24 protein-coding genes are annotated in these 21,767 nt (G+C 64.3%); 7 read left to right on the plus strand and 17 right to left on the minus strand.

What is annotated here, in order from left to right; genetic code table 11:
- Positions 1–11 precede the first annotated feature (11 nt).
- Positions 12–1,088 carry a hemolysin family protein gene (locus GJ630_RS03755; protein WP_014041292.1) on the minus strand — a complete coding sequence of 359 codons (1,077 nt, stop codon included), beginning with the start codon at positions 1,086–1,088 and terminating at the stop codon, positions 12–14.
- An 83-nt stretch (positions 1,089–1,171) separates the two neighbouring features.
- Positions 1,172–2,113, minus strand: a complete 942-nt coding sequence (locus GJ630_RS03760; protein WP_191449411.1) for an oxidoreductase — start codon at positions 2,111–2,113, stop codon at positions 1,172–1,174.
- Positions 2,114–2,199: 86 nt separating this feature from the next.
- On the opposite strand from GJ630_RS03760, the gene GJ630_RS03765 reads away from it, so the two are divergent.
- Together GJ630_RS03765 and GJ630_RS03770 are read left to right on the plus strand one after the other, a co-directional pair.
- A complete protein-coding gene (locus GJ630_RS03765; protein WP_050007255.1) occupies positions 2,200–2,454 on the plus strand; it encodes a glutaredoxin family protein in 255 nt (84 codons plus the stop codon).
- A gap of 106 nt (positions 2,455–2,560) precedes the next feature.
- Entirely contained in the window at positions 2,561–2,857 is a 297-nt protein-coding gene (locus tag GJ630_RS03770) for a hypothetical protein (RefSeq protein WP_044952033.1), read from the plus strand.
- Positions 2,858–2,941: 84 nt separating this feature from the next.
- Here GJ630_RS03770 and thiE read toward each other — a convergent pair whose 3' ends face one another.
- Genes thiE through GJ630_RS03805 form a run of 7 tightly spaced genes read right to left on the minus strand, consistent with a single transcriptional unit; the run spans position 2,942 to position 11,282 of the window.
- Positions 2,942–3,577, minus strand: coding sequence for a thiamine phosphate synthase (thiE, locus tag GJ630_RS03775; protein ID WP_014041296.1), 636 nt, complete (start codon positions 3,575–3,577; stop codon positions 2,942–2,944).
- A 42-nt stretch (positions 3,578–3,619) separates the two neighbouring features.
- Positions 3,620–4,681: a phosphate uptake regulator PhoU gene (locus GJ630_RS03780; protein WP_064288719.1), complete on the minus strand. Its 1,062-nt coding sequence runs from the start codon at positions 4,679–4,681 to the stop codon at positions 3,620–3,622.
- Positions 4,682–4,683: 2 nt separating this feature from the next.
- Positions 4,684–5,361, minus strand: coding sequence for a phosphate signaling complex protein PhoU (phoU, locus tag GJ630_RS03785; protein ID WP_050037074.1), 678 nt, complete (start codon positions 5,359–5,361; stop codon positions 4,684–4,686).
- Positions 5,362–5,364: 3 nt separating this feature from the next.
- Positions 5,365–6,306: a phosphate ABC transporter ATP-binding protein PstB gene (gene pstB / locus GJ630_RS03790; protein ID WP_014041299.1), complete on the minus strand. Its 942-nt coding sequence runs from the start codon at positions 6,304–6,306 to the stop codon at positions 5,365–5,367.
- On the minus strand, positions 6,299–8,953 hold the full coding sequence (gene pstA / locus GJ630_RS03795; protein WP_191449412.1) for a phosphate ABC transporter permease PstA: 2,655 nt from the start codon (positions 8,951–8,953) through the stop codon (positions 6,299–6,301). The genes pstB and pstA overlap by 8 nt, the downstream gene beginning before the upstream one ends.
- Positions 8,950–10,071 (minus strand): phosphate ABC transporter permease subunit PstC, encoded by a 1,122-nt coding sequence (gene pstC / locus GJ630_RS03800; protein WP_050037077.1) that lies wholly within the window; start codon positions 10,069–10,071, stop codon positions 8,950–8,952. The genes pstA and pstC overlap by 4 nt, the downstream gene beginning before the upstream one ends.
- Positions 10,072–10,130: 59 nt before the next feature.
- Positions 10,131–11,282: a substrate-binding domain-containing protein gene (locus tag GJ630_RS03805; protein WP_191449413.1), complete on the minus strand. Its 1,152-nt coding sequence runs from the start codon at positions 11,280–11,282 to the stop codon at positions 10,131–10,133.
- A 330-nt stretch (positions 11,283–11,612) separates the two neighbouring features.
- Here GJ630_RS03805 and GJ630_RS03810 point away from each other — a divergent pair, with 330 nt between their 5' ends.
- Entirely contained in the window at positions 11,613–12,617 is a 1,005-nt protein-coding gene (locus tag GJ630_RS03810; protein ID WP_014041303.1) for a phosphate uptake regulator PhoU, read from the plus strand.
- 42 nt (positions 12,618–12,659) lie between these two features.
- Here the strand turns inward: GJ630_RS03810 and GJ630_RS03815 are convergent, their stop codons facing one another.
- From GJ630_RS03815 to GJ630_RS03850, 8 genes are all read right to left on the minus strand, one after another.
- A complete protein-coding gene (locus GJ630_RS03815) occupies positions 12,660–13,445 on the minus strand; it encodes a hypothetical protein (protein ID WP_014041304.1) in 786 nt (261 codons plus the stop codon).
- A 343-nt stretch (positions 13,446–13,788) separates the two neighbouring features.
- Positions 13,789–14,175 (minus strand): rhodanese-like domain-containing protein, encoded by a 387-nt coding sequence (locus GJ630_RS03820; RefSeq protein WP_191449414.1) that lies wholly within the window; start codon positions 14,173–14,175, stop codon positions 13,789–13,791.
- Positions 14,176–14,213: 38 nt separating this feature from the next.
- Positions 14,214–14,756 (minus strand): NUDIX hydrolase, encoded by a 543-nt coding sequence (locus GJ630_RS03825; protein ID WP_050037080.1) that lies wholly within the window; start codon positions 14,754–14,756, stop codon positions 14,214–14,216.
- On the minus strand, positions 14,753–15,166 hold the full coding sequence (locus tag GJ630_RS03830; RefSeq protein WP_050037081.1) for a hypothetical protein: 414 nt from the start codon (positions 15,164–15,166) through the stop codon (positions 14,753–14,755). The genes GJ630_RS03825 and GJ630_RS03830 overlap by 4 nt, the downstream gene beginning before the upstream one ends.
- Positions 15,166–15,579 carry a DUF5809 family protein gene (locus GJ630_RS03835; protein ID WP_014041308.1) on the minus strand — a complete coding sequence of 138 codons (414 nt, stop codon included), beginning with the start codon at positions 15,577–15,579 and terminating at the stop codon, positions 15,166–15,168. The genes GJ630_RS03830 and GJ630_RS03835 overlap by 1 nt, the downstream gene beginning before the upstream one ends.
- Positions 15,580–15,602: 23 nt before the next feature.
- Positions 15,603–16,058, minus strand: a complete 456-nt coding sequence (locus GJ630_RS03840; RefSeq protein ID WP_044952035.1) for a DUF5810 domain-containing protein — start codon at positions 16,056–16,058, stop codon at positions 15,603–15,605.
- Between the two features lie 132 nt (positions 16,059–16,190).
- Positions 16,191–16,688 carry a ribosomal protein S18-alanine N-acetyltransferase gene (rimI, locus tag GJ630_RS03845; protein ID WP_371726918.1) on the minus strand — a complete coding sequence of 166 codons (498 nt, stop codon included), beginning with the start codon at positions 16,686–16,688 and terminating at the stop codon, positions 16,191–16,193.
- Positions 16,689–17,332: 644 nt separating this feature from the next.
- Positions 17,333–19,306 carry an aconitate hydratase gene (locus tag GJ630_RS03850; protein WP_008307889.1) on the minus strand — a complete coding sequence of 658 codons (1,974 nt, stop codon included), beginning with the start codon at positions 19,304–19,306 and terminating at the stop codon, positions 17,333–17,335.
- Positions 19,307–19,321: 15 nt separating this feature from the next.
- Between GJ630_RS03850 and GJ630_RS03855 the strand changes: the two genes are divergently transcribed.
- The 4 genes from GJ630_RS03855 (at position 19,322) to GJ630_RS03870 (ending at position 21,750) form a co-directional block, all read left to right on the plus strand.
- Complete coding sequence (locus GJ630_RS03855; protein WP_079891625.1) at positions 19,322–19,930, plus strand: deoxyuridine 5'-triphosphate nucleotidohydrolase; 609 nt, start codon at positions 19,322–19,324, stop codon at positions 19,928–19,930.
- Between the two features lie 222 nt (positions 19,931–20,152).
- Positions 20,153–20,812, plus strand: a complete 660-nt coding sequence (locus tag GJ630_RS03860) for a helix-turn-helix domain-containing protein (RefSeq protein ID WP_005537411.1) — start codon at positions 20,153–20,155, stop codon at positions 20,810–20,812.
- A 225-nt stretch (positions 20,813–21,037) separates the two neighbouring features.
- Positions 21,038–21,316 (plus strand): HalOD1 output domain-containing protein, encoded by a 279-nt coding sequence (locus GJ630_RS03865; RefSeq protein ID WP_014041313.1) that lies wholly within the window; start codon positions 21,038–21,040, stop codon positions 21,314–21,316.
- A 50-nt stretch (positions 21,317–21,366) separates the two neighbouring features.
- On the plus strand, positions 21,367–21,750 hold the full coding sequence (locus GJ630_RS03870) for a methylglyoxal synthase (RefSeq protein WP_050007260.1): 384 nt from the start codon (positions 21,367–21,369) through the stop codon (positions 21,748–21,750).
- The last annotated feature ends 17 nt before the right edge of the window (positions 21,751–21,767 follow it).

Genomic DNA, 21,767 nt, shown 5'->3' on the forward strand with positions numbered 1-21,767 from the left:
TGCTTTCAGCGTCAGGCGACGCCGGCCTCCGCGTCCATCGGGTCCTGAATGTCGCCGACGACCTCTTCGAGCAGGTCCGTGACCGTCACCAGCCCGATGACTTCGCCGTCCTCAAGGACGAATGCGAGTTCCTGACGCTCGGCCTGGAACTGGTCGATAGCGTCGCTGACGGTTGTTTCCGGCGACATCGTCATCGGCGGTGAGGCGACGGCTTCGAGGTCGATGCCGTCCAGCAGACCGCCCGACCCGTCCTGCTCCTCGCGCTCGTCGACGAGCGCGGGGATGTAGACGATGCCGAGGAAGTCTTCGAGCGTCTCGCCGACGAGCGGGTAGCGGGTGTGGGGCGTCTCGGCGATCCGCTCGGCGTTGGTCGCGTCGTCGTCGGTGGGCGACAGCGCAACGATATCCCCCCGCGGAACCATCACCTCGCTGACTTCGCGGTCGCCGACGCGGAACGCGGAGAGAACCTCCTCGCGCCGCTCGTCGGGTACGTCGCCGCGGTCGAGGACGGAGCCGAGTTCGTTGCGTAGTTCGGCGCGGGACTCGATGCTCTCGACCTCGGCTTCGAGCCACGCGCCGGACATCTCGACGCCGAACAGTCCCAGCGTCCACTTGGCGACCCCGTCACCGACCGAAATAATCGGCGAGATTAGCTTGGCGAAGTAGTACAGCGGGGTCGCACCGTACCGGCAGACGAACTTCGCGCGCTCGACGCCGAGATACGTCGGCGTCTGCTCGCCGTGGGTCAGGTGGACGAGGTTGATGAGGAGGAACGCGATAGCGCCGCCGATGCCGACCCCGGCCAGTGCCGATGTCTCGAAGTACGGCTCGAAGATGGCCGCGAGCGCCGGTTCGGCGATGATACCGACGGCGATACTGGAGGCGGTAATGCCGACCTGACAGCTCGTCAGATAGATCTCCAGGTCGTCGGTCATCTCCCAGGCACGCCGGAGGCCGGGTTCGTCGAACTCGGACTCGTCGTACTGTCTGGCCCGCGTCAGTGCGAACTCGATGGCGACGAAAAAGCCGTTGGCGAGAATCAGGGCGATTCCTGCAAGCAGCCTGACCGCGACTTCGACTGGTTGCATGTGCCGGCGGGGTTCACGTTCCGGCGGTGAAAAAGTGGGGATTGTAGTCTCCACTCACGCCGCGGCAGCACTGTCGGCCGTTCTCAGGGGCGTTCGAAGTCGTACTTGACGCCAGTGAGGTCGGTCGAGACCGCCCAGAGCCGCTCGGCGGTCTCCTCGTCACGCGAGGTCTCGTTCGACTGCTGGAATTCTGGCGCGCCGCGCATATCGAACAGCCCGCCGGGACCGACGTACTCGCCGCCGATGACGTCGTCGGCGGTGGCGGCGTACAGCATCGGGAGCACGCCCTGTTCGGCAGATTGCGCGAAAACGGCGTTGGCGACGCCCATGGCCGCGGTTCGCAGCGTCGACCCCATCTCCCGCGGCCCGCGGAACTGGAGGTCGGTGTCGGCGTAGCCGGGGTGGCAGGCGACGCTTATCACGTCGTCCCAGCCGTGGTTGCCCAGACGACGCTGGAGTTCGTAGGCGAAGAGGAGGTTTGCGAGCTTGCTCTGGCCGTAGGCTGACCACTTCCCGTAGGAGCGCTCGCGCTGGAGGTCGTCGAAGTCGATTTCGCCCATCTCGTGGGCGCCACTCGACTGCGTGACAATCCGGGATTCGCCGTCGGCGGCCCGGAGCAGGTCGAGCAGGTGTCCGGTCAGGGCGAAATGGCCCAGGTGGTTGACGCCGAACTGCGTCTCGAAGCCATCGGCCGTCTCGCTCCGGGGAATCGCCATGACACCGGCGTTGTTACAGAGAATGTCGACGGCGTCGTAGTCGTCCCGGAGGCCGTCGGCGAACGCCGCGACGTTCGACAGGTCGGCCAGGTCACACTCCCGGACGTCGAGCGTCGCGTTCGGAACGGCTTCGCGAATTTCCGTGGCGGCCGATTCACCGCGTTCGACGCTCCGGCAGGCCATCACCACCGTTGCACCCCTGCGAGCGAACGCCTTCGAGCCTTCGAGTCCCAGTCCGCTGTTCGCACCAGTCACGACCACAGTTCGGTCCCTCAGCGGGGGCATATCTTCGATAGTCCAGCCTGTCATTGACGCAGATACGGGCGCGAGACACTGAAACCCATCGCCGGTGGGAGAGTGAGAGTCTTATGCCGTGGCCCCCCGTGTTTCCAGTAATGAGCGACGTGCCGGTCACCGTCTACACGCGGGAGGACTGTCATCTCTGTGAAGAAGCCATCGAGACAATCGAGCGGGTCGCCGACGACGAGGGGGTCGCCATCGAACTGGACCTCATCGACGTCGACGAGGACCCCGACCTCCGCGACGAGTACGGCGAGCGCGTTCCATACGTCTTCGTCGACGGGTCGCCGGCGTTCAAGTACCACGTCGTCGAGGGAGAGTTGCGCGAGAAACTGCAGCAGTCGGCGTAACCGCAGGGCATCGGACCCACCAGAGCCGTTCGCTGTCGGGACTGGGTCGGCGCTATTGGGCAAGTACCAGTGCTGTTTATTATTTCTCGAGGAGAATACGTCGGCGATGCCCTCCAGTATCAGCGAGAGAATCTTTACTGAGCCGTCCGGACGCCCCATTACACTCGTCCACGCTGCCGGTGCACTCATCTTCGCCGGCCTGTATCTCTACGGCTGGGTCGTCGAAGGAACCCCGGCTGCTTGGTTGCTCGCCATGGTAATCGGGACCGGATTAGCCGGCACTGCGGAAGCGCTTCCGAAGAGCCGACACCAAGCGGCCGGTATCCTCCGCTCCGTCGCGATTCTCGTGTTCCTCAGTCTCGTCGTTGCGTCCATCGTTGCACCCGAGTTCATCGTTGGCTGACCGCTGTACTGTGTCGGGAGTGTATCCTCCCCTTTCGCTGGGCCACTTCAGGAGTGTGCGCACAGTCGCCGACGGACGCCGGTGCTACTGACCGCGTTCGACCGCGTGTTTCAGCGCTTCAGCGGCCGCCGCCGGGTCGTCGGCCTGCGTAATTTCGGTGATAACAGCCACACCATCGGCCCCGGCTTCGACGACCTCGGTGGCGTTCTCGGTCGTGATTCCGCCGATACCGACGAAGGGAATGTCCACTGCGTCGGCGATGGCGGCGACGCGGTCGGTGCCGATGGCGTACTCGTCGTCGTCGATGTCGTCTTTCGATCCGGTGGCAAACACCGCGCCGACGCCGAGGTAGTCCGCGCCGGCGGCCGCGGCCGCTTCGGCGTCTGCGACAGTCGAAACGGAGCGGCCGATGAGCGCGTCCTCACCCAGAAGTTCCCGTGCAACGGGAACCGGAAGGTCGTCGTCGCCGAGGTGGACCCCGTCGGCGTCGAGGGCCTGTGCGATGTCCACGCGGTCGTTAACGACGAACGTGACGCCGGCCTCGCGGGTCAGCGCTCGCAGTTCCCGACCGAGTTCGTAGCGTTCGCGCGCGGTTCGGTCCTTCTCGCGGAGCTGGACGACGCCGACGCCGCCGTCAATCGCGTCCGCGACGATGTCGGCGGTTGTCCGGCCCGCCGAGAGCGACGCCTGCGTGACGAGGTACACGTCCCAGTCGACCATAGCGGGTCTCCGGACCGACGGGTCTTGTGTGCTGTGTGTTCGTCAGGACTCCGTTTCGGCTGTCGAACTCGGTGCGTTTGCCTCGTCAGTGCCGGCGTTGTCAGCCGTGAGCGCCCCGTCGCGGACGGCCATTCGGAGGCCGAACTCGGCGATGTTGCCGCCGTGTTCAGCCGTTCTGGAGAGACTATCGAGGGCGCGCGTGAGCCGGTAGTCGGCGTCGCCGGATTCGAACAGCTGTCGGTCGAGGTCGGTTATCCGCTGGCGGACGGCCCGGCGCGTGGCCAGCGTCTGTCGAGCGGTAGCGACGCAGGCGTCACCGATGATGACGCGGACAGCGTCTTCGACGACGGTTCGGACCTCCTGAGCGATACCTTCGAGGGCTGTGACGATGGTCCGCCCTGGCTGGCCGTCGAGCTGGTCGGCGACGGTCCCGATTCGCTCGGCGTGGTCGGCCACGCGTTCGAGTTCGTTGGCGGTCGCCCAGAGGCTGAACAGTTCGGGGCGGGTCAGCCCGAGCGCGTCGATCTCGTCGAGCCGTGCCAGTCCCCGCTCGAAGTAGCGGTCGATCATGGCGTGCAGCCGGTCGGCCTGCTCGTCTCGGTCGGCCCATCGGTCGCTGGTCGTCCCGGTCGTGAGCGCGGCCATCGCATCCCGGTGCATCGACAGGGCGACGAACTGGAGCTGGCGGACCGACTGCCTGACCGACACCTCGCCGGCGTCGAGCAACGTCTGGACCGTGACTTGTGTCTCGGTTTCCTCGGCGACGGTCACGCCGGTCAGGTTCCGAGTGACGCGTTCGATAGCCCGGAGTTGTTCGTCGGTGTAGCCATCAGGGACTTCGAGGACGACTGATTCGACGCCGGCGGCGTAGGCTGCCCGGAGTAACTGTTCTATCTCGGCCGGGTCGTCGGTCCCGGCTTCGAGTTCGACGCGGTTCCGCGCCGTCGTCTGGGACTCGGGGGTCTGAATCACCAGCAGGCCGTCGATGTGTGTGTGGAGGTTCACCGTCGTCCCGGCCGTGCAGTTCTCCGATTCGGCCCACTCTTTCGGCAGTGAAACGGTGTACGTGCCGCCACCGACGGTCTGTATCTTTCGTGTTTCCATGCTTAGTAGATGAGTTCCGAGTCGGTTTCGACCATATACAGCGTGCGTGCGGCGATGTTGACAGCGTGGTCGCCCACGCGTTCGAGGTCCCGCACGGTCAACAAGAGCCGAGAGACGTCGTCAAGGAGTTGTTCGACCGCCCAGCCGTCGTCACTGTCCGCCTCCCGTTCGATGAGGTCCCGTGCGACGGTCTCACTGGCCCGCTGACAGAGCGCATCGAGGGCGTCGTCGTCAGCCGCGATGGAACGACATTCGTCAATGTCTTCGCGTCTGTACGCGTCGATACTGCGCTCGACCATCTCGGTTGCCTCGCGGCCGATTGTGTCGACGTCGACTTCCGGGGCGAGACGGCGGTCGGCGGACTGCGCGTAGGCCGCGAGGTTCGTGGCGAGGTCCGCGACGCGTTCGAGGTCAGTGATTATCTTGAACGAGGCGGCGACAAATCGGAGGTCGGTCGCGACCGGCTGCTGGAGGGCGAAGAGGTCGATACAGTCGGCTTCGAGTGCCAGATACAGGTCGTTTATTTCGTCGTCGCCATCGATGACCGACTGTGCCAGGTCCTCGTCGACGGACCGAAGCGCAGTGAGTGCGGCTTCGAGTCGCTCAACGACGAGGTCTCCCATCTCGACGACGTTCTCCCGGAGTTCGTCCAGTGCTTGCTGGTACGACTCTCGTGACATAGGTCACCCGAACTTGCCGGTGATGTAGTCCTCGACGCGCTGGCTCTCGGGGTTCTCGAAGATCTTGTCCGTGTCGTCGTACTCCACGAGTTCGCCGCCAGTGAGGAACACGGCGGTCTGGTCGGAGATGCGGGCCGCCTGCTGCATGTTGTGGGTGACGATGACGACCGTGTAGTCCTTCGACAGCTCCTCGACGAGGTCCTCGATTTTCGACGTGGCGATTGGGTCGAGCGCCGACGCCGGCTCGTCCATCAGGATGACCTCGGGGTCGACGGCCAGACAGCGGGCGATACAGAGCCGCTGTTGCTGGCCGCCCGAGAGGCCGAGGGCGTTGTCGTCGAGGCGGTCACTGACCTCGTCCCACAGGGCGGCCTGCTTCAGCGAGCGTTCGACGAGTTCACCCTCCTTTTCGGTGTCGTCACGCCCGAACAGGCGCGCGAGCAGGCCCTTGTTGATCTCGCCGTGCTTGCGCGGGCCGTAGGAGATGTTCTCCCGGATGGATTTCGGGAACGGGTTCGGCGACTGGAACACCATCCCGATACGTTTGCGGAGTTCGACGAGGTTGGCGTTGGGGTCGTAGATTTCGGTGCCCTCCAGTTCGACCGAACCATCAATGCGGGCGGCCTTGATGCGGTCGTTCATGCGGTTCAGACATCGTAGATACGTCGACTTGCCACAGCCTGACGGGCCGATGAGTGCCGTGACGCTGTTTTCCGGGATCTCCATCGAGACGTCTTTCAGCGCGTGGTCGTCGCCGTACCAGACGTCGAGGTTCTCGACCGAGAGCTTCGTATCGCCGTCAAACTCGTACTGCCGCCACTCCTCGCGGACCTGCTCCTCGCTCTCACCGGCCGTCGTTTCGGTGCTCGGCGAGGTGGCTGTGACCGTCTGCTCGCCGTTCGTTTGCGTGTCCGTGCTCGGCTCCGTGTTGATGCTATCACTCATAGTTGAGTTTCCTCCGGAAGTACGTCCGCGCCGTGATACCGACCGCATAGAACGTCAGGACGACCATCAGCAGGATGAACGCCGTCGCCCACCCCATCTGCGGCGACCCCGACACCCCGGCCGCGATGACGGCCCACACCTGTGTCGGCAATGACGCCGAGGCCGTCAGCAAGGCGTCGTTAGCGATGAACGGCGGCCCCGAGACGAATCGGAAGCCGTCGATGACGTCGACGCTTTCTGTCGCGTTCAGCGTCGATCCGAGGACGAGAATGAGCGGGGCGGTCTCACCGGCGATACGGCCGACGCCGAGGATGACACCGGTGATGACGCCCGGCATCGCCGCCGGCAAGACGACGCTCTTGATCGTCTCCCACTGGGTCACACCCAGGGCCGCGCTGGCGTCCCGGTACTCGTCGGGAACGGCCTTGATCGATTCCCGCGAGGTGATGAGCACCAGCGGCAAGAGCATGAAACCAAGCACCAGCATTCCGGCCAGCAGCGACTCGTCGCCACCCAGCCGCGGAATCAGGAACGCCGCCCCGAACAGACCGAAGACGATACTCGGCGTGCTCCAGAGCGCGTTCGTCGCGATTTCGACGACCGCAGTGAACTCGCCCTGCTCGGCGTACTCGGTGAGGAACACCGCCGCACCGACTCCCAGCGGGACGGCGAACAGCGTCGCCCCGACGACCAGCCACACCGTGCCGACGATTGCGGGCATGATCCCGCCGGGTTCGGCCCCAAGCGGGATGTAGGCCTCCATCACCATCGGCCACGAGAGGCTCCCCTCGTTCGAGACAGCGACGCCGAGCACGGTGAACGAGACGCCGGTAGCGGCGACGTGGAGACCCACTAGGGCGGTAAAGCCGGCCGCGCCGATGAGGCCGAGTCGCGTCTCCTCGGTGAGCAACCGGCGGGTGATCGTCTCCTCGCTGGACCGCTTTGCGACAGTCGTGAGCGTCGCCAGTACGAGCGAGGCGACGGCGGCCCCGAACGCGACCGCGGGCACGAGGTTCACCGGGCCGACCCGCGGATTGATGCCGGCGACGGGCTGGAGCAACAGCGCGGCAAGCAACAGTCCGAGCCCGCCGAAGACCCCCAGCGTGAACAGCGGGGCCTCGCGCTGTGCGCTGTCCGCCAGCGTCGGCCCGTCGCTCGTGAGCACGCCGACGAGCGGGGAGACGGCGAGGCCGCCCGCGGCGACTGCTCCGGCGACGACGGCAGCGAATCCGAGCGTCTCACCGAGGGAGAGACCGAACGGAGCCGGGCCGAGAATCAGGAAGAAGCCGATGAGGACGACCAGCACGAGAACCGCGGTCGGGACGGCCTGTCGGATCGACCCGGTCCGTTCGGACTGCGTCCCGACGTTTCGGAGCGAGCCGAACGACCGGAAGAAGGTGACTGCGAGCAGCACCGCTGGTGCGAGCAGCAGTAGCGGTCCGACCGTCGTGTCGGGGGTCACCGCGAGTGCCGTATCGAGCGGCTGTCCCTGTCGGTTGACCTGGACGATATAGGCGTAGGAGTAGCGCAGCGGGGACCCGGTGACGAGTACACTCACGAACGTTGCGGCGAGCGCGCCGACTGCCGCCAGCGGGAGGACCCGGAACAGCTGTCGAGCGCCGTCGTTCCAGTCACTCGTTCCCGCGGGTGTGCGAGCGAACTGGACGGCGGCGAGGAGGGCTGGCGTCAGGAGGACCAGGGCGGTCAGCGCACCGACCGAAAGTCCGTGGACGGCGTAGCCGACGCCCTTGAGCGTCACGAACACGACGATTGTCGCCATCACGGCCACCATCAGGAAGGCGTTGAGGTTGATGACGAGGAAGGCTCCGTACTCGCGGCCCCGAGCGCCGAACCCGGCCCGGCACTTGGCGGCCGACCAGGCTGACAGGAGCGTCCCGACGAGGAGGAACACGGGGATGACCGCGCCGCCGGTGAAGCCACCGGAGAGCGTCTGGGGGTTCCACTGCCAGCCGACGCCGATGGTGCCGGTCACGATTGTCAGCCCGAGCGCGCCGACCACGATGGCTGTCGGGAGCGTCGAACCGAGGTCCTCGCGGGGGAGAATCGCCAGCAGGAACAGCCCGACGCCGGCGACGACGGCCCCGACGAGCCACAGGAGTGAGCCGGCACCAGCAAGCGCACCGCCGGCGGCGGCTCCCATAGCAAGGCCGATTGCGCCGAGCGCACTGCCGGAGAGCAGCCCAGCACTCATGTTTGGCTCCGTGTCCACGAGTTCAAGCCGGGAGGAGACACCAGCGGCAGTGATCGCCAGCGCTTCGGCCAGCAACACGGTTCCAAGCAGCGTCGCCATCGTCACGGGAAGGACCGCGGCAAGCGCGGTCAGCGCAAGCGTCGAAACGACGAGGCCCAGCCCGATGCCGCGCACTCGCTGTGAGGTGACCGGGACGACGTTGGTGTAGGAGGCGAGGCCGGTGATCCCGACCGCGCCGACGACGACAGCAAGTAGCGTCCCGAGCGCCGTGGTGAGGGCACTGCCACTGGCACCGGGCGGGACCAGATTCACCAGCGTGATGAGTCCGAGCGTGAAGCCGACGACGCTCAGCGCGATCGCCGTATCGAGCCCCCGGTCGTAGCTGTTCGAATCCGCACTGACGAGTCGGTCCGTGGTCGCGTAGGCGTCACTCATTGTTGCCCCTTCAGTTTCCGCTGCATACGTCGCTCAATGTACTGCGAGACGATGCTCATCCCGGCGACGATGACGAACAGCATGACGCCGGCGACGAACAGCACGTCGACAGTGCTTTCGGAGGCGCTCCCGTACTGGGTCGCGATCAGGCTGGTCAGCGTCGCGTTGGCGTCGAACACGTCGAACAGCGGGTCGGCGAACTGGGTCCCCGAGGCCATGATCGCGGCGACGGCCATCGTCTCGCCGATGGCCCGGCCCAGGCCGAGGATGACGGCCGCGGAGATGCCCGAGAACGCCGCCGGGATAGAGATGCTCTTCATCGTCTGCCACTCGGTCGCGCCCATGGCGACGGAGCCGTCGCCCATCGACTGTGGGACGCTAGAGAGGGCGTCCTCGCCGACGGAGACGACCGTCGGCAGCGCCATCACGCCCACGACGATGCCAGCGATGAGGAAGCTCGCCCCGTCGTCGAGGAAGTTCGTCTGGATGAAGCCGTTCAGCACCTGGAAGCCGATGAACCCGTAGACAATGGAGGGGATGCCGGCCAGGATCTCGACGCCGGGCTTGATTATCTCCCGCAGGCGGTCGCTGGCGACCTCGGCGATAAACAGCGCGCCGAACAGGCCGAGCGGCCCCGCCACCGCGCCTGCGATGACGGTGACGACCACCGTCGCCCAGATCATCGGTATCAGCGAGTAGGCCCCGCTGAGCGGGTTCCAGAACGTCGAATCCGACGGCAGGACGGTTTCGAGCCAGAAGAACCAGCGGGCCTCCCCGCCCTGCTCCGGAATCAGTAGCAGTCCGGTCCCGTGTTCGAGAAACGCCGGCAGCGCGCTCGCGAACAGGAAGAACGTGATGAACGCGACGGTCAGCACGGTGAGGATCGTCGCGACCAGCGTGAGCAGGCGTGCAACCTCGGCCTGATAGGTGACCCAGCCGACCGCCGTGACGAACACGAACGCCAGTAGCATGGGCAACGCAAGAGCGGGCCGAAACAGGAAGACGAGAATCGTCGCCACCAGCGTCGTCGCTATCGTGACGACGGCGAGCGTCGACCCGTCAGCTCTGTCCCCGTTCGACACCGCCTCGCCCTCCGTCGTAGGTATGTCCTCTGTCATAGTATGGAAAATCGACCGACACGGCCGATAATCGTCAGATCGACTCGAACCGCGGTCGATTACACCTGATCGGGGAGCTTGGCGCGCTCTTCCTCGCGGCGGCGCGAGCCGAGCTTGAAGTAGTTGTTCGGCGCGACGAAGGTGTCCTGACCGAAGTCAGATAGGATCATGTTGATGACCGCGGCCTCTTTCTTCGAGGTGCCTTCCCATGTGTACATGTGGAGGTCGCGCGAGAGGGGGTAGGCCTTCGAGTCCAGGCCGTTCTGGTCGTCCTGGTAGCTGTAGGTCGTCCCTTCCCATTCCAGCGCGATGGGGGCCAGCCCGTCGGTGTCGATGAACGCCAGCGCGAGGTAGCTGATAGCGTTGTCGGCCTGTGCGATGGCCTGTGCGAGGCGCTGGTTCTGGCCGTAGCGGTTAGCAACAGAGGTGTCTTCTTCGGGGTTGCCGAAGACATTGGAGACGAACGACGTTCGCGTCCCGGAGCCCTTGACGCGGCCGAGCACCTGAATCTCGCGGTCCGGGCCGCCGAGTTCGCTCCAGTTGGTGATTTCGCCCTTGTAGAGGCCCTTGAGTTGATCACCGGTGACCTGTTCGACACCGGCGTCGGCGATCTCCTGGGAGACGACCAGCGGCTGGCCGTCCACACCGACGACGTGGTCGACGAACTGTTCGTAGGAGTCACGGTCGGGGAGTTCGTCCTCGACGTTCCCGGAAGAGTTGCCGATGTCGTTCTGGCCGTTCATGACCTTCTCGACGCCGGTCCCGGAGTGGGAAAGACCGACCGTGAACTGGAACGGCGGGCCGTCCTCACCGCCGGCCTCGAACCCGTAGAGCCCCGCCCAGTAGTCGGCGAGATTCTGGTCCGTGTCGATGTCGTACTCGCCGTGGGGCCAGTACTCGGTGTCGCTGGCCGGCCGGTTGGCGTTCCAGTAAGAGGCCGCCGTGTTCGCGATGGGGTACACCGTCGAGGAGCCGCCGGATTCGAGTGCGCTGGTACCGCCGGAGCTACCACCCTCGTCGGTGCTTTCGGTCGCTTCCATCTCCGTCGACACCGCTTCGGTGTCCGCACTCTCGCCGGCGCCCCCGTCCGACTCGGAGTCGCCGCTGCCGCTGGAACAGCCGGCGATTGCAGCAATGCTGGTCGTACCCGTCGTTGCGATGAATTTCCGCCGCGATACGAACTCTGACAGCCCGTCTGGATCGTGCGCCATCACCAGAGTCCAGTGAGACAGGTAATAAGTAACCTGCTAAGATAGCTATATCTATTGGGTTATTACTATATAGACATAGTATGTTAAACACCCGCAAATAGGCGGACATATATCAGCAATCACGTCGCCATTGTGCCTTCAGCATCCCGAATACACCGTATATGAACGAGCGGTGAATATAGCTTTTTCAGCCGTTTGAATCACCGTTACCGGCGAATATCGTCGCCGGAGCGACGGTCATCCGGAGAATATGTCCCCAAATATTAGAGCTTGGATATAGTATATAGATATGAGTGGATTTATATCATCCCGTGAACGAGTGCCAGCCACATGGAGACACGCAAGGTCCAGGTGACAGGCGGGTCGACATACACCGTCTCCCTCCCCAAAGAGTGGGCGACAGAAAACGACGTGAGCGCGGGCAGCGTCGTCGAATTCCACGCCGAACGGGACCTGCTGTTGCTCGCTCCACAGCGGGACAACGGCCGCGTGGAGGGCACGCTTGACGTGGAGGGACTCGAAAACAGGCACGAACTCACGCGGGCGGTGATGACGATGTACGTCAGCGGCTTCGACATCATCCAGCTCGAAGCAACGCGGATAACGGCCGAACAGCGTCGGATCATCCGCGATGCGACCCAGGGACTGGTCGGTTTAGAGATGATCGAAGAGACGACTGACCGGGTTGTCCTGCAGGACCTGCTGGACTCCTCGGAGCTGTCGGTCCACAACGCGATCACACGAATGCGGCTGGTCTCGCTGACGATGCTCTCCGACGCTGTCGAGGCGCTCATCGAGGACGACGACGACCTCGCGGCGGACGTGATGCAACGCGACGACGACGTGGACCGCCTCTGGTACATGGTTTCGCGCGTGTTTCGCACCGTCCTCCGAAACCCAACGACAGCTGACGAGATCGGGTTCCCACGCGAGACCGTGTTCGATTTCCAGTCAAGCGCCCGTCAACTGGAGCGTATCGCCGACCACGCAACCAAGATCGCCAGCCTCTCCCAGGAAATCGGGGAAATAACTGGGGAAACCGCAGAACTGCTCGATCAGCTGGAAGCCGAGGCTATCGCCGTCCCCGAGACCGCGATGGACGCACTGTTGACCGAGGACTCCGACGAGGCCGTCGAACTGGCAAACGAGGCCCGGAGCCAGATCCCCGACGTCGACGGAACCGCTCGCGAAGTCGACGGGCAGATCCGCGAGTTCGACCCACAGAGCGCACAGGTACTGGGCCTCATCGTCGACTCCCTGTCCCGGACCGCCGACTACGGCGGCAACATCGCCGAGAGCGCGCTCCAGAAGGCCGCACCACGACCGCAGTCCTGAGGGTCGTCATTACAGGGAACGACGGACAGCCGTTCTGTGATCTCAGCGTGTCGAAACCAGACAGTGACGGCGGTGCCGCCTGATCGTATCGAGGCACGCGAGGATGTCGGCGAGCGCCGGACACGTCGCCGAACAGTCGCCGTAGAGATACCGGACGAGACTGGTCCCGTCGATGCCCGAGATGGCAGCGGCCGACCGGCTGTGTAGCTGTCGCTGGCGGGCCGCTGCCGCCGTCTCGCAGTCGGCTTCGATTTCGGCGAGCTGGTCATCGATAGTGTCGAGTCGGGCTGGGTCGGTCGTTCGCCGTGCGTTCGCACCGAGTGCGGCCCCGCGGCGTTCACAGTCGTCGAGCGTCGCCCGCACCGACTGTAACGACTCCCGTTCGCGTTCGAGCGCCGGGAGCAACGTCTCGCGTTCGTCGCGTGCCCCCTCGCTCGCGGTCAGCAGCGCCTCGTACAATTGCGGGGGCAGGCGTGTTCCTGTCGCGATCTGCGTGCCGAGTTCCGGCCCGAACTCCATCGACATATTCGCCTCCAGCGAATCGTCGTACTCGGCCTCGAAGTGCGGTACAGCCATGACTGTCTCTCGGTAAGCTTCCCGGACGGCACGCAGACTCGTATCGGGTTTCAGCTGCCGGGCACTGAGCACCGACATCCCCCCGGCTGAGGTGTCGACGGTGCCTGCGGATTGTCCCGTCGGTTCGATGGACACGAGTCTGGTCCGAAAGCGCCTGAAGGCCGACAGTTCAGCCTCGATACAGTCGATCTCCCGCTGAACGACGGCGAGCGCCTGCTCGATCTGTGGCTGGCTCGTCTCAGTGTCAGACACGGAGTACTCGACCGAACCGTCAGCTGTCGTCGTATAGGTATTTTATATGTTCGCTATATAGTCGACAGTACCGCTACCGCTGAACGGCCAACGGGTAGTCCGGGACAGGCTCAGCAGGCCGCGCGACCACTCTTGTTCCAGTGGTTTCGGGAATAGCAGGACGCGAGGAGATCATACCGGGCACCCATGCTGTCAGATCGTCCGTTCGCGTCGTCGTCAACGGATGCACTTTTGCCACACGGGCAAGTACGGCTCAACGGTGGCGATGACGAGATGTTACCCCCGCTGAGCCCCTTGTGACGATGGACTTTTCCTGAGCCACCATTTCGACTCCAAACAGCGGCTAAAACGGTGCAGCAGGACCTTCGTCGGTGTCTCCGTCGGCAGTCGCACTGTCCGACATTGTCTCTCCGCCAGCGTTCTCGCGCTCCAGCGGTCCGTCCCAACCGTTCAGCCCGGGTTCGAAGCTTACCACGTCGCCATCGAACCCTTCGTACGACGCAATGAGTCGGGCGGCCTGCACGCTTGACTTTCCTTTCGGACACACTGTCACGACTTCGTCGTCACCGTCGAACCGTTCGACCTCGTCGACGAGCGACGGGAACGGGACGTTCTCGCTTCCGGGAATATGGCCCCGCTCGAACGCGCCGGGCGAGCGGATATCGACTACCCGGACCGCCTCCTCGTCGAGTTTCGACCGTAGCTCGTCGGCGTCGATTTCGCCGTCCATATCCAGCCGCTAGCGGGCGATACCTAAACCTTCACCGGCTACAGCAAGCCATCGGCCTGTGCCAGCAGGATACCTTCGATGGTCGCGTCGTTAGCCGGTTCGCGCCGGGCGACCTGCAACGCTTCGTCGATGGGCACAGTCGTCACCGAGAGGAACTCGTTGTCGTCGAGGTCCCGGTCGACGGGTTCGAGCCCCTCGGCGAAGACGATGCCACGGCGATGGCGGAGCACGCCGGTCGAACACGAGAACTCTTCGATAAGTGAAACGCCGGCGGCCTCGAAGCCGGTCTCCTCGCGGAGTTCGCGCGCACCGGCGGCCGTGTAGGACTCGTCGTCCTCGACGATGCCAGCCGGGAGTTCGAGGCACTGCTCGCGGATGGTCGGGCGGTACTGGTCGACCATGACGAGTTCGTTACCAGTCGTGGCAACCACGACGGCCGCATCCGGCAGTTCGGCCCAGTAGTAGTCCTTCTCGGAGCCGTCGGGCTGGCGAACTCGGTCGTAACCGCCGGTGTACCAGCCGGTCTCGTACTCGCGTTCGCTCTCGACGATTGGCCACTCGTGGGCCGGTTCGCGGGTCATACGTCTTGTCGGACCGCGACGTGGTAAAACGTGCCGTTGTGCCTGACGACGACGCCGTCGTCGGTCACGGCCCCGTCGTACTGCTGGCTGAGTGCGTCGCGTTCGTCAAAGGGCGAGTGAGTGAACGCGCCCTTGAATCCGAGCGGCCCGCGCCAGTACGGTTCGGACTGCCCGGCGGCCGACGGGGAGGCGTCGGAAAGCGCCGCGCTCGTGTACGGGAACCGCCGCTCGGATTGGGTACTCCAGTTGAGCGCCGTGCCGTTGTCGACGCTGTACTCACCGTCGGTCGGCGTGGCGACAGTGTAGTAGGGGTCCCCGCTCTTGAGGAGGCCCGGCAGCGCACCCAGCGCCAGTAGCAGGATGACGACGGCGATGATGCCGAGCAGGGTGTTCCGCGTGACCGGGCGCATCAGACGACCTCGCGGTAGATGCGGCCGAAAGCCTGGCGACGGAGCGTCCCGACGGCGGCCCGGCGTTCGTCCTGAAACGTCGCCGCGACGGCCTGCTCTGTGAACGGTGCGGCGTGCCAGACGACGTTGTCGACGTTCTCCGCGCCGACCAGCGTCACCTCGCAATCGGTGTCCGCGCGCCACTCCTCGAACTCCGTCATCGAACCGACCTGGACAGCGAGCGATTCCGCGAACAGCACGTCGCGGGCGGTCTCGACGACCTCGCTGGTGACACGTTCTTCGTAGGCCTCCGCGTCGAGGCCCATCGCCTTCGCGACTTCCTTGACGACGACCTGCGCCGTCGGCCCGAACGCTTCGTAGCGCTCGCGGGCCTCGGCTGCCGATGCCGGCGCGAACTGCCCTGCAGTTTCCATACGTCCCCTTGCCGCCGGCGGGACTATTCGGTTTCGTCTCCGGACGCGGTCGCATCCGCAGCATCGGCGTCCGAACCGTCGTCCGCCGTACCGCCGTCGTCGCTGTCGCGCAACATCTCCCGTGTCAGGTCCCGAGCCTCGGCCAGCACCTCGCTGTCGTGGTCGCTCAGCGCGTTCGACCCCCGGTGGCGGTCCGCGCCCTGGGGGAGGTCACCGTGGCCGTGATCGTGGTCGTGGCTGTGCCCGTCGCCGCTGCGGTCGACGGTGTCCTCGAATACCTGCGGGAACTCGGTCTCCTCGGCGTACTCGACGACCTCGGTGGACAGTTCGTCTTCGCCGAGTTGGCCCCAGTCAGGGACGCGCTCGTCGAGCCACGCCTCGTGGTCGTCGCCGCCGGTCATCGCCGTGAACGCGAGGTGGTTCGCCAGATGCACGTCGTCGGCTTGCGGGTCGTCACACACTGGACAGGCGTATCCCATCGGTGTCCGAACCGTGGATTCGGAGCCGTATATGTAGTCGGGGTCTCGGAGCGGTCGTCGTTTCAGACCGGCGTTCCCGCTCTTCGCCGGGACTGCACTGAGGAGACACAACAGCGGAGTAAGACAGAACGCCTACAGCAGACGGACCATCACGAGCGCGTCCTCGCCGTTGCTGTAGTAGTTCGGGATAGTCTTCCGGTGTTCGAACCCGAAGCGCCGGTAGAGCCGTCGCGCTCCCTCGTTGTCGGCTCGAACCTCCAGTTTTATTGAACCGGCACCCGTCTCGCCGATGACCTCCATCGCACGCCGCAACAGTGCGCTCGCAACGCCCTGTCGCCGGTACGCCGGCCGAACCGCGATGTCTTTGACATGACCAAGCGGGGTACCGTGGTTCGGCACCGTATCCGCGATGACATAGCCTGCGACAGCGGGCGGGTCGCCGTCGTCGTTGCCGGTTTCGGCGACGAGAAACCCCGCTTCGTCGAGGTAGCTCTCCAGCGCCGAAAACGGCCACGGCTGTGGAAACGACGCCTGTTCGATGCGGTGGATCTCGATGAGATCCGCGCGGACGGCGCGCCGAACCGCTGGCGTATCCGGCGTCACCGGCCCGTCAGGAGCGACCGTTGTCACATGTGTACTTCGGTGTGGCCCTACATATGTGTTACCGCCGACCGAAGATACCCTGGTATCTGACTGTTTGTCGATAGGTGCTGATAGTTCATGCATCGATAGGGCCGAGACAGAGTTAGAACGCCGGAAGGTTCTTTAGTCTGACGAGTCTACGTGTAGTTGCACCCGTTTTGGGTGCCACCACCCCCACCCCCACCCCTCTTTCCGAACTTTTCCATCGCTGCCGAGTTGTACTAGATGTAGGTTCTGTCAGAACCGACTGCACACGCCGGGGAAGCGACAGCAGTCACAGAAGGGCACGATGGGTCTGGCACTGTCGCGAGGCAGACTTCGTATATCGCCGTTGACCTGAGACAGCCGTGGTACTAAGCCTGGTTTCACTGCCGGAAAAATCACGGTCGAGGGGCAACCCACTGTCTCACGGCGCGAAGCGCCGTTCGCACAAACCGAGCGTCTTCGCTATTCCGGCTTCACTGCTCACAAAAAACCGCGGTCGCAAGGCGACCGCGCGACGCTCGGAATCGCTCTGCTCGCGGGACCTGCGGTCCCGCTCCCAATACGAGGTTTCTGCGAAACCTCGCGTGTCTCACGGCGCGACGCGCCGTTCGACCCGCAAGAGACTCCTCACTACGTTCGGAGTCTCTCTAGTCGTCTGCAGGTGCAGCGCCGCCTTCGTCGTGCTGCTGTTTCGTGTGCGAGAGCTTGCCACCGGCGGCGAGGATCTCGCGTTCGCGCTCGGAGGCGTCGAGCTGGCCGGTCGCTTCCCAGTCGTCGTTCACGCGGATGGTGAACTCTTCCTGGCCGGAGCGGACGGCTTCGGCAGCGTCGTCGACGACCTCGATGTCGTCGCCTTCCTCGATCTTCTCGTAGGTCTCCTCGTCGATGGTGAGCGGGACGATACCGAAGTTGAACAGGTTCGCCTTGTGGATGCGGGCGAAGCTCTGTGCGAGGACGGTCTCGATACCCAGATACATCGGGCACAGGGCCGCGTGTTCGCGCGAGGAGCCCTGACCGTAGTTCTCGCCAGCGACGAGCACGCCGCCGTCGGCTTCGAGTGCGCGCTCCGCGAACGTGTCGTCGACGCGCGAGAGCGTGAACTCGGAGAGCTTCGGGACGTTCGACCGGTACATCAGGATGTCCTGCGTGGCCGGGATGATGTGGTCCGTCGTGATGTTGTCCTCCATCTTCAGGAGGGCTTCACCGCCGACTTCGGTCTCCAGCGGGTCCTTCAGCGGCACATCGCCGATGTTCGGGCCCTTGATGAGTTCGTCGTCGACGGCCTGGTCGGGCGCGATGAGGTCCGACTCGGAGTTGCCGATGTACTGGTCGGGCATCTCCAGACCGGGGGCGTCGAGGTCGCCGAGTTCGTCGGCGAGGTCCCGCGGGTCGACGATTTCGCCCTTGATGGCCGCCGCGGTGGCGACTTCCGGCGAGCAGAGGTAGACGTTGTCGTCCTCGATACCGGAGCGACCCTCGAAGTTGCGGTTGAAGGTCCGCAGGGAGACGGAGTCGGAGGCCGGGACGTGACCGATGCCGATACAGGCACCACACGTCGCCTCGGAGAAGTTGACGCCAGCGGCCATCATCTCCGCGGTCCAGCCCTCGCGGGCCAGCATCTCGGAGGCCTGCTTGGAGCCGGGGGCGACGATCATCTCGGTCTTCTTGTCGATGTTGCGCCCTTCCAGCATCTTCGCGGCCGGGAGGATGTCCTCGTAAGCGCCGTTCGTACAGGAGCCGATCATGACCTGCTCGACGTCGACGCCCTCGACCTCGGAGACGGGCACGACGTTGTCGGGCATGGACGGCTCGGCGATGAGCGGTTCGAGGTCCGAGAGGTCGACGACGATCTCGTCGGCGTACTCGGCGTCCTCGTCGGGGCCGATGTCCTCGAAGACGTCCTCACGGCCGAGGCGTTCGAGGTAGTCCTTGGTCTGGTCGTCCGTCGGGAAGATCGAGGAGGTGGCACCGAGTTCGGTCCCCATGTTGGTGATGGTGGTCCGCTCGGGGACGGTCAGCGTCTCGACGCCCGGGCCGGTGTATTCGAGCACCTTGCCGACGCCGCCCTTGACCGAAAGCCGGCGGAGCAGCTCCAAGATGACGTCCTTGGCGGTGGCCCATTCGGGCAGTTCGCCTTCGAGGCGGACGTTGACGACTTCCGGCATCTCGATGTAGTACGCGCCGCCACCCATCGCGACGGCGACGTCGAGCCCACCGGACCCGATTGCGAGTTCGCCGAGACCGCCGGGGGTCGGCGTGTGGGAGTCGGACCCGAGCATCGTCTTGCCGGGTGCGGCGAAGTTCTCCTTGTGGACGTTGTGGCAGATACCGTTGCCGGGGCGCGAGAAGTGGGCCCCGAACGTGCCTGCCGCAGAGCGGAGGAAGCGGTGGTCGTCGGTGTTCTTGAAGTCGAACTGGTAGGTCTGGTGGTCACAGTACTGGGCGGCCAGTTCCGTCTGGACCTCTTCGAGGCCCAGCGCTTCGAACTGCAGCCAGACGAGCGTCCCGGTCGTGTCCTGTGTCAGCACCTGATCGATCTCGATACCGATCTCTTCTCCGGGTGTTAGCTCCCCTTCGACGAGATGGTCGTCGAGAATTTTTTCCGTAAGCGTCTGTCCCATAACGTGCGTCAATGGATGGCGCGGCGGTATAAATCCCGCGTATTCCGTCGTATTTTTCATATAAAAACCCGCTCCGTCCGTCGCTCAGAAGCGAGTCAACCGACCGGAACGGCGGTCGGCCAGATCGGCAGGTCTTTCCACGACACTCGCACAGAATCGCGTATGTTCAAAAGCGGGCGGTTCGTCGCCGATTCCCTCGGCGACCTGAGAGAATCACAGGTACAACCGAACGGCGTCGACCTCACGCTCGGTGCGATCTACGAGCAGAGCGAGCCGGGACGCATCGAACGCGGCGGCAAGACCGTCGGCGACCGTCGGGAACTCGAACCCAGCGACGGTATCTACCAGCTCGACCGCGGCGGCTACATCGTCGAGTACGCCGACCGGGTCGTCATTCCGGATGGACACATCGGCTTTCTCCTCCCGCGGTCGTCGTTGCTCCGTAATTCGTGTATGCTCGATACGGCCGTCTGGGACGCCGGCTACGAGGGGCGAGGTGAGGGGCTACTGGAGGTCCACCATCCCATAGAACTCGAACAGGGCGCGCGGATCGCACAGCTCGTTCTCGCCGACGCCGCTCACGAGGGGACGTACGAGGGGTCGTATCAGGGTGAGAATCTCTGATGCGTGATCGCGGTCCGAAACACGTCTCATAGCCTGAGACATGGTAGGCCATGCTGTGAATTTAAGTGGATTTCCTGAGTGCTATCGATTGGTGCTTGAAGCAACTATACCTCGGTCCATACTGCCGTCAGCCTTCAGTACCCGGAAATTACACAAGCACCGTTTTCAGGTACGACAACTGTCTGACCGGGGTTTATCACCGTTGCTGCGTGACAGTGAGACATGATAGTAGAATTTCACATCGATGCCCCCCTCTTGCAGCGAACAGCTGAAACGCTGAGTAAAGCAGCGATACGGATACAGCGACTTCACTGCGAGAGTGGCGACTGCCGTGCCGTCGCCTGGATTGGCCCCGTCGAGCGGCCCGCCATCGAAGCGAATCTGGCCCAGGACGAGAGTATCACCGACTATGCCCACGTAGCGGCAGAAGGAGATGGTCACTGGTACACCCTGCATACAACTGACACGATAATCGATACGATCGGAGAAGCGTTGTTGAACGCGGACGGGTTCCTACTCGGTGCCGCACAGACCGGCGACGACTGGGTGTTTCGAGCCCGGTTCCCCGAGAAGAGTTCGGTGCTGTCGTTCCGTGACGTGCTCGTGTCCAGTGATATCAACATCGACATTCAGACCATCACCGACGACACGGAAGCCTCTCCCCAGTTCGGCGTGACGGATCCACAGCAAGAAGTACTGTTGCTCGCGCTCAACCGTGGCTACTTCACCGTCCCGCGAGAATCGTCCCTCTCGGACCTCGCCGCGGAGCTCGGGATCTCCAGTCAGGCCGCCTCGGAGCGGCTCCGGCGGGGGACGCGGACGCTGGTCCAGAACACACTGGCGGCCCCTGAGCGGCCGCTTGTCGGCTCACCGCCGGAGTAACCGGGGCGGAACAGAGTTCGGTTGAGAGAAGACGAAGGTGGTGGAACGCCGAATCGCTGTGAGCAGCGGGTCCGGGGGTAGGTAGTGCCGAATAGCTGCGTTCTGCGTTGCTCAAAGCGACAGTCGTCAGATGCAAGACCGATGGTCTGTCATCGGCACACCGGTTACTTCAGACAGTGAAACCACTCATCTGCTGTTATAAGAGAAGGGAGCGTACACTGTGGTATGAGTTCGAACGAGGGGACTGTGTATATGTTGCGGAACCGGGCCACGGAGGGGTCCGACGACTGGGTCAGCCCCGAACCCGCAGGTGATGTTATTGCCGATGCGGTGATCGAAGCGACAGATCTAGATGCGGACGATATTGACGGACTGGATACGTACGTCGACATCGAGTCACTCCGTGCGGTCGTCACAGAGAGGACGACGGAGTCGCTCACGTTCGGTGTCGAAGGACACGACGTGACGATTACCGCTGACGGAGAGGTTTCTGTCGACAGTTGAGTCGGTGCTATGTCCAAATGACATAAGACGATGGCCCGAGAGCCCCAGATATGACCCGCGTCGCACTCATCGCACACGACGACGAGAAGCCCGAGATGATCGACCTGGCACAGAGTTACGAAGCCACGCTGTCGGAGTTCGACCTGGTCGGGACCGGTACGACGAGCAAGCGCATCATGGCAGAGACCGATCTCACCGTCGAACGAAAGGAGAGCGGGCCGATGGGAGGCGACACGCAGATCGGCGCTGAGGTCGCCGAGGGCCGGATGGACGGCATCGTCTTCCTCCGGGACCCGCTGACGGCACAGCCCCACGAGCCGGACATCTCGGCACTCCTGCGTATCTGTGACGTCCACGACGTGCCGCTGGCGACGACGCGGACCTCAGCGGAGTACATCCTCGAAGGGCTGGTTCGAGACGAAGCCGACGACTAGCCCGTCGGAGCGGGAGA

The organism is Haloarcula sp. CBA1122, assembly GCF_009741785.1.
GTDB lineage: Archaea > Halobacteriota > Halobacteria > Halobacteriales > Haloarculaceae > Haloarcula > Haloarcula hispanica.

What these genes read in the sequence shown, in the direction of transcription:
- GJ630_RS03755 (WP_014041292.1), bottom strand. Translation starts at nt 1,088, where the DNA reads ATGCAACCAGTCGAAGTCGCGGTCAGGCTGCTTGCAGGAATCGCCCTG.
- GJ630_RS03760 (WP_191449411.1), bottom strand. Translation starts at nt 2,113, where the DNA reads ATGACAGGCTGGACTATCGAAGATATGCCCCCGCTGAGGGACCGAACT.
- GJ630_RS03765 (WP_050007255.1), top strand. Translation starts at nt 2,200, where the DNA reads ATGAGCGACGTGCCGGTCACCGTCTACACGCGGGAGGACTGTCATCTC.
- GJ630_RS03770 (WP_044952033.1), top strand. Translation starts at nt 2,561, where the DNA reads ATGCCCTCCAGTATCAGCGAGAGAATCTTTACTGAGCCGTCCGGACGC.
- thiE (WP_014041296.1), bottom strand. Translation starts at nt 3,577, where the DNA reads ATGGTCGACTGGGACGTGTACCTCGTCACGCAGGCGTCGCTCTCGGCG.
- GJ630_RS03780 (WP_064288719.1), bottom strand. Translation starts at nt 4,681, where the DNA reads ATGGAAACACGAAAGATACAGACCGTCGGTGGCGGCACGTACACCGTT.
- phoU (WP_050037074.1), bottom strand. Translation starts at nt 5,361, where the DNA reads ATGTCACGAGAGTCGTACCAGCAAGCACTGGACGAACTCCGGGAGAAC.
- pstB (WP_014041299.1), bottom strand. Translation starts at nt 6,306, where the DNA reads ATGAGTGATAGCATCAACACGGAGCCGAGCACGGACACGCAAACGAAC.
- pstA (WP_191449412.1), bottom strand. Translation starts at nt 8,953, where the DNA reads ATGAGTGACGCCTACGCGACCACGGACCGACTCGTCAGTGCGGATTCG.
- pstC (WP_050037077.1), bottom strand. Translation starts at nt 10,071, where the DNA reads ATGACAGAGGACATACCTACGACGGAGGGCGAGGCGGTGTCGAACGGG.
- GJ630_RS03805 (WP_191449413.1), bottom strand. Translation starts at nt 11,282, where the DNA reads ATGGCGCACGATCCAGACGGGCTGTCAGAGTTCGTATCGCGGCGGAAA.
- GJ630_RS03810 (WP_014041303.1), top strand. Translation starts at nt 11,613, where the DNA reads ATGGAGACACGCAAGGTCCAGGTGACAGGCGGGTCGACATACACCGTC.
- GJ630_RS03820 (WP_191449414.1), bottom strand. Translation starts at nt 14,175, where the DNA reads ATGGACGGCGAAATCGACGCCGACGAGCTACGGTCGAAACTCGACGAG.
- GJ630_RS03825 (WP_050037080.1), bottom strand. Translation starts at nt 14,756, where the DNA reads ATGACCCGCGAACCGGCCCACGAGTGGCCAATCGTCGAGAGCGAACGC.
- GJ630_RS03830 (WP_050037081.1), bottom strand. Translation starts at nt 15,166, where the DNA reads ATGCGCCCGGTCACGCGGAACACCCTGCTCGGCATCATCGCCGTCGTC.
- GJ630_RS03835 (WP_014041308.1), bottom strand. Translation starts at nt 15,579, where the DNA reads ATGGAAACTGCAGGGCAGTTCGCGCCGGCATCGGCAGCCGAGGCCCGC.
- GJ630_RS03840 (WP_044952035.1), bottom strand. Translation starts at nt 16,058, where the DNA reads ATGGGATACGCCTGTCCAGTGTGTGACGACCCGCAAGCCGACGACGTG.
- GJ630_RS03850 (WP_008307889.1), bottom strand. Translation starts at nt 19,306, where the DNA reads ATGGGACAGACGCTTACGGAAAAAATTCTCGACGACCATCTCGTCGAA.
- GJ630_RS03855 (WP_079891625.1), top strand. Translation starts at nt 19,322, where the DNA reads ATGGCGCGGCGGTATAAATCCCGCGTATTCCGTCGTATTTTTCATATA.
- GJ630_RS03860 (WP_005537411.1), top strand. Translation starts at nt 20,153, where the DNA reads ATGATAGTAGAATTTCACATCGATGCCCCCCTCTTGCAGCGAACAGCT.
- GJ630_RS03865 (WP_014041313.1), top strand. Translation starts at nt 21,038, where the DNA reads ATGAGTTCGAACGAGGGGACTGTGTATATGTTGCGGAACCGGGCCACG.
- GJ630_RS03870 (WP_050007260.1), top strand. Translation starts at nt 21,367, where the DNA reads ATGACCCGCGTCGCACTCATCGCACACGACGACGAGAAGCCCGAGATG.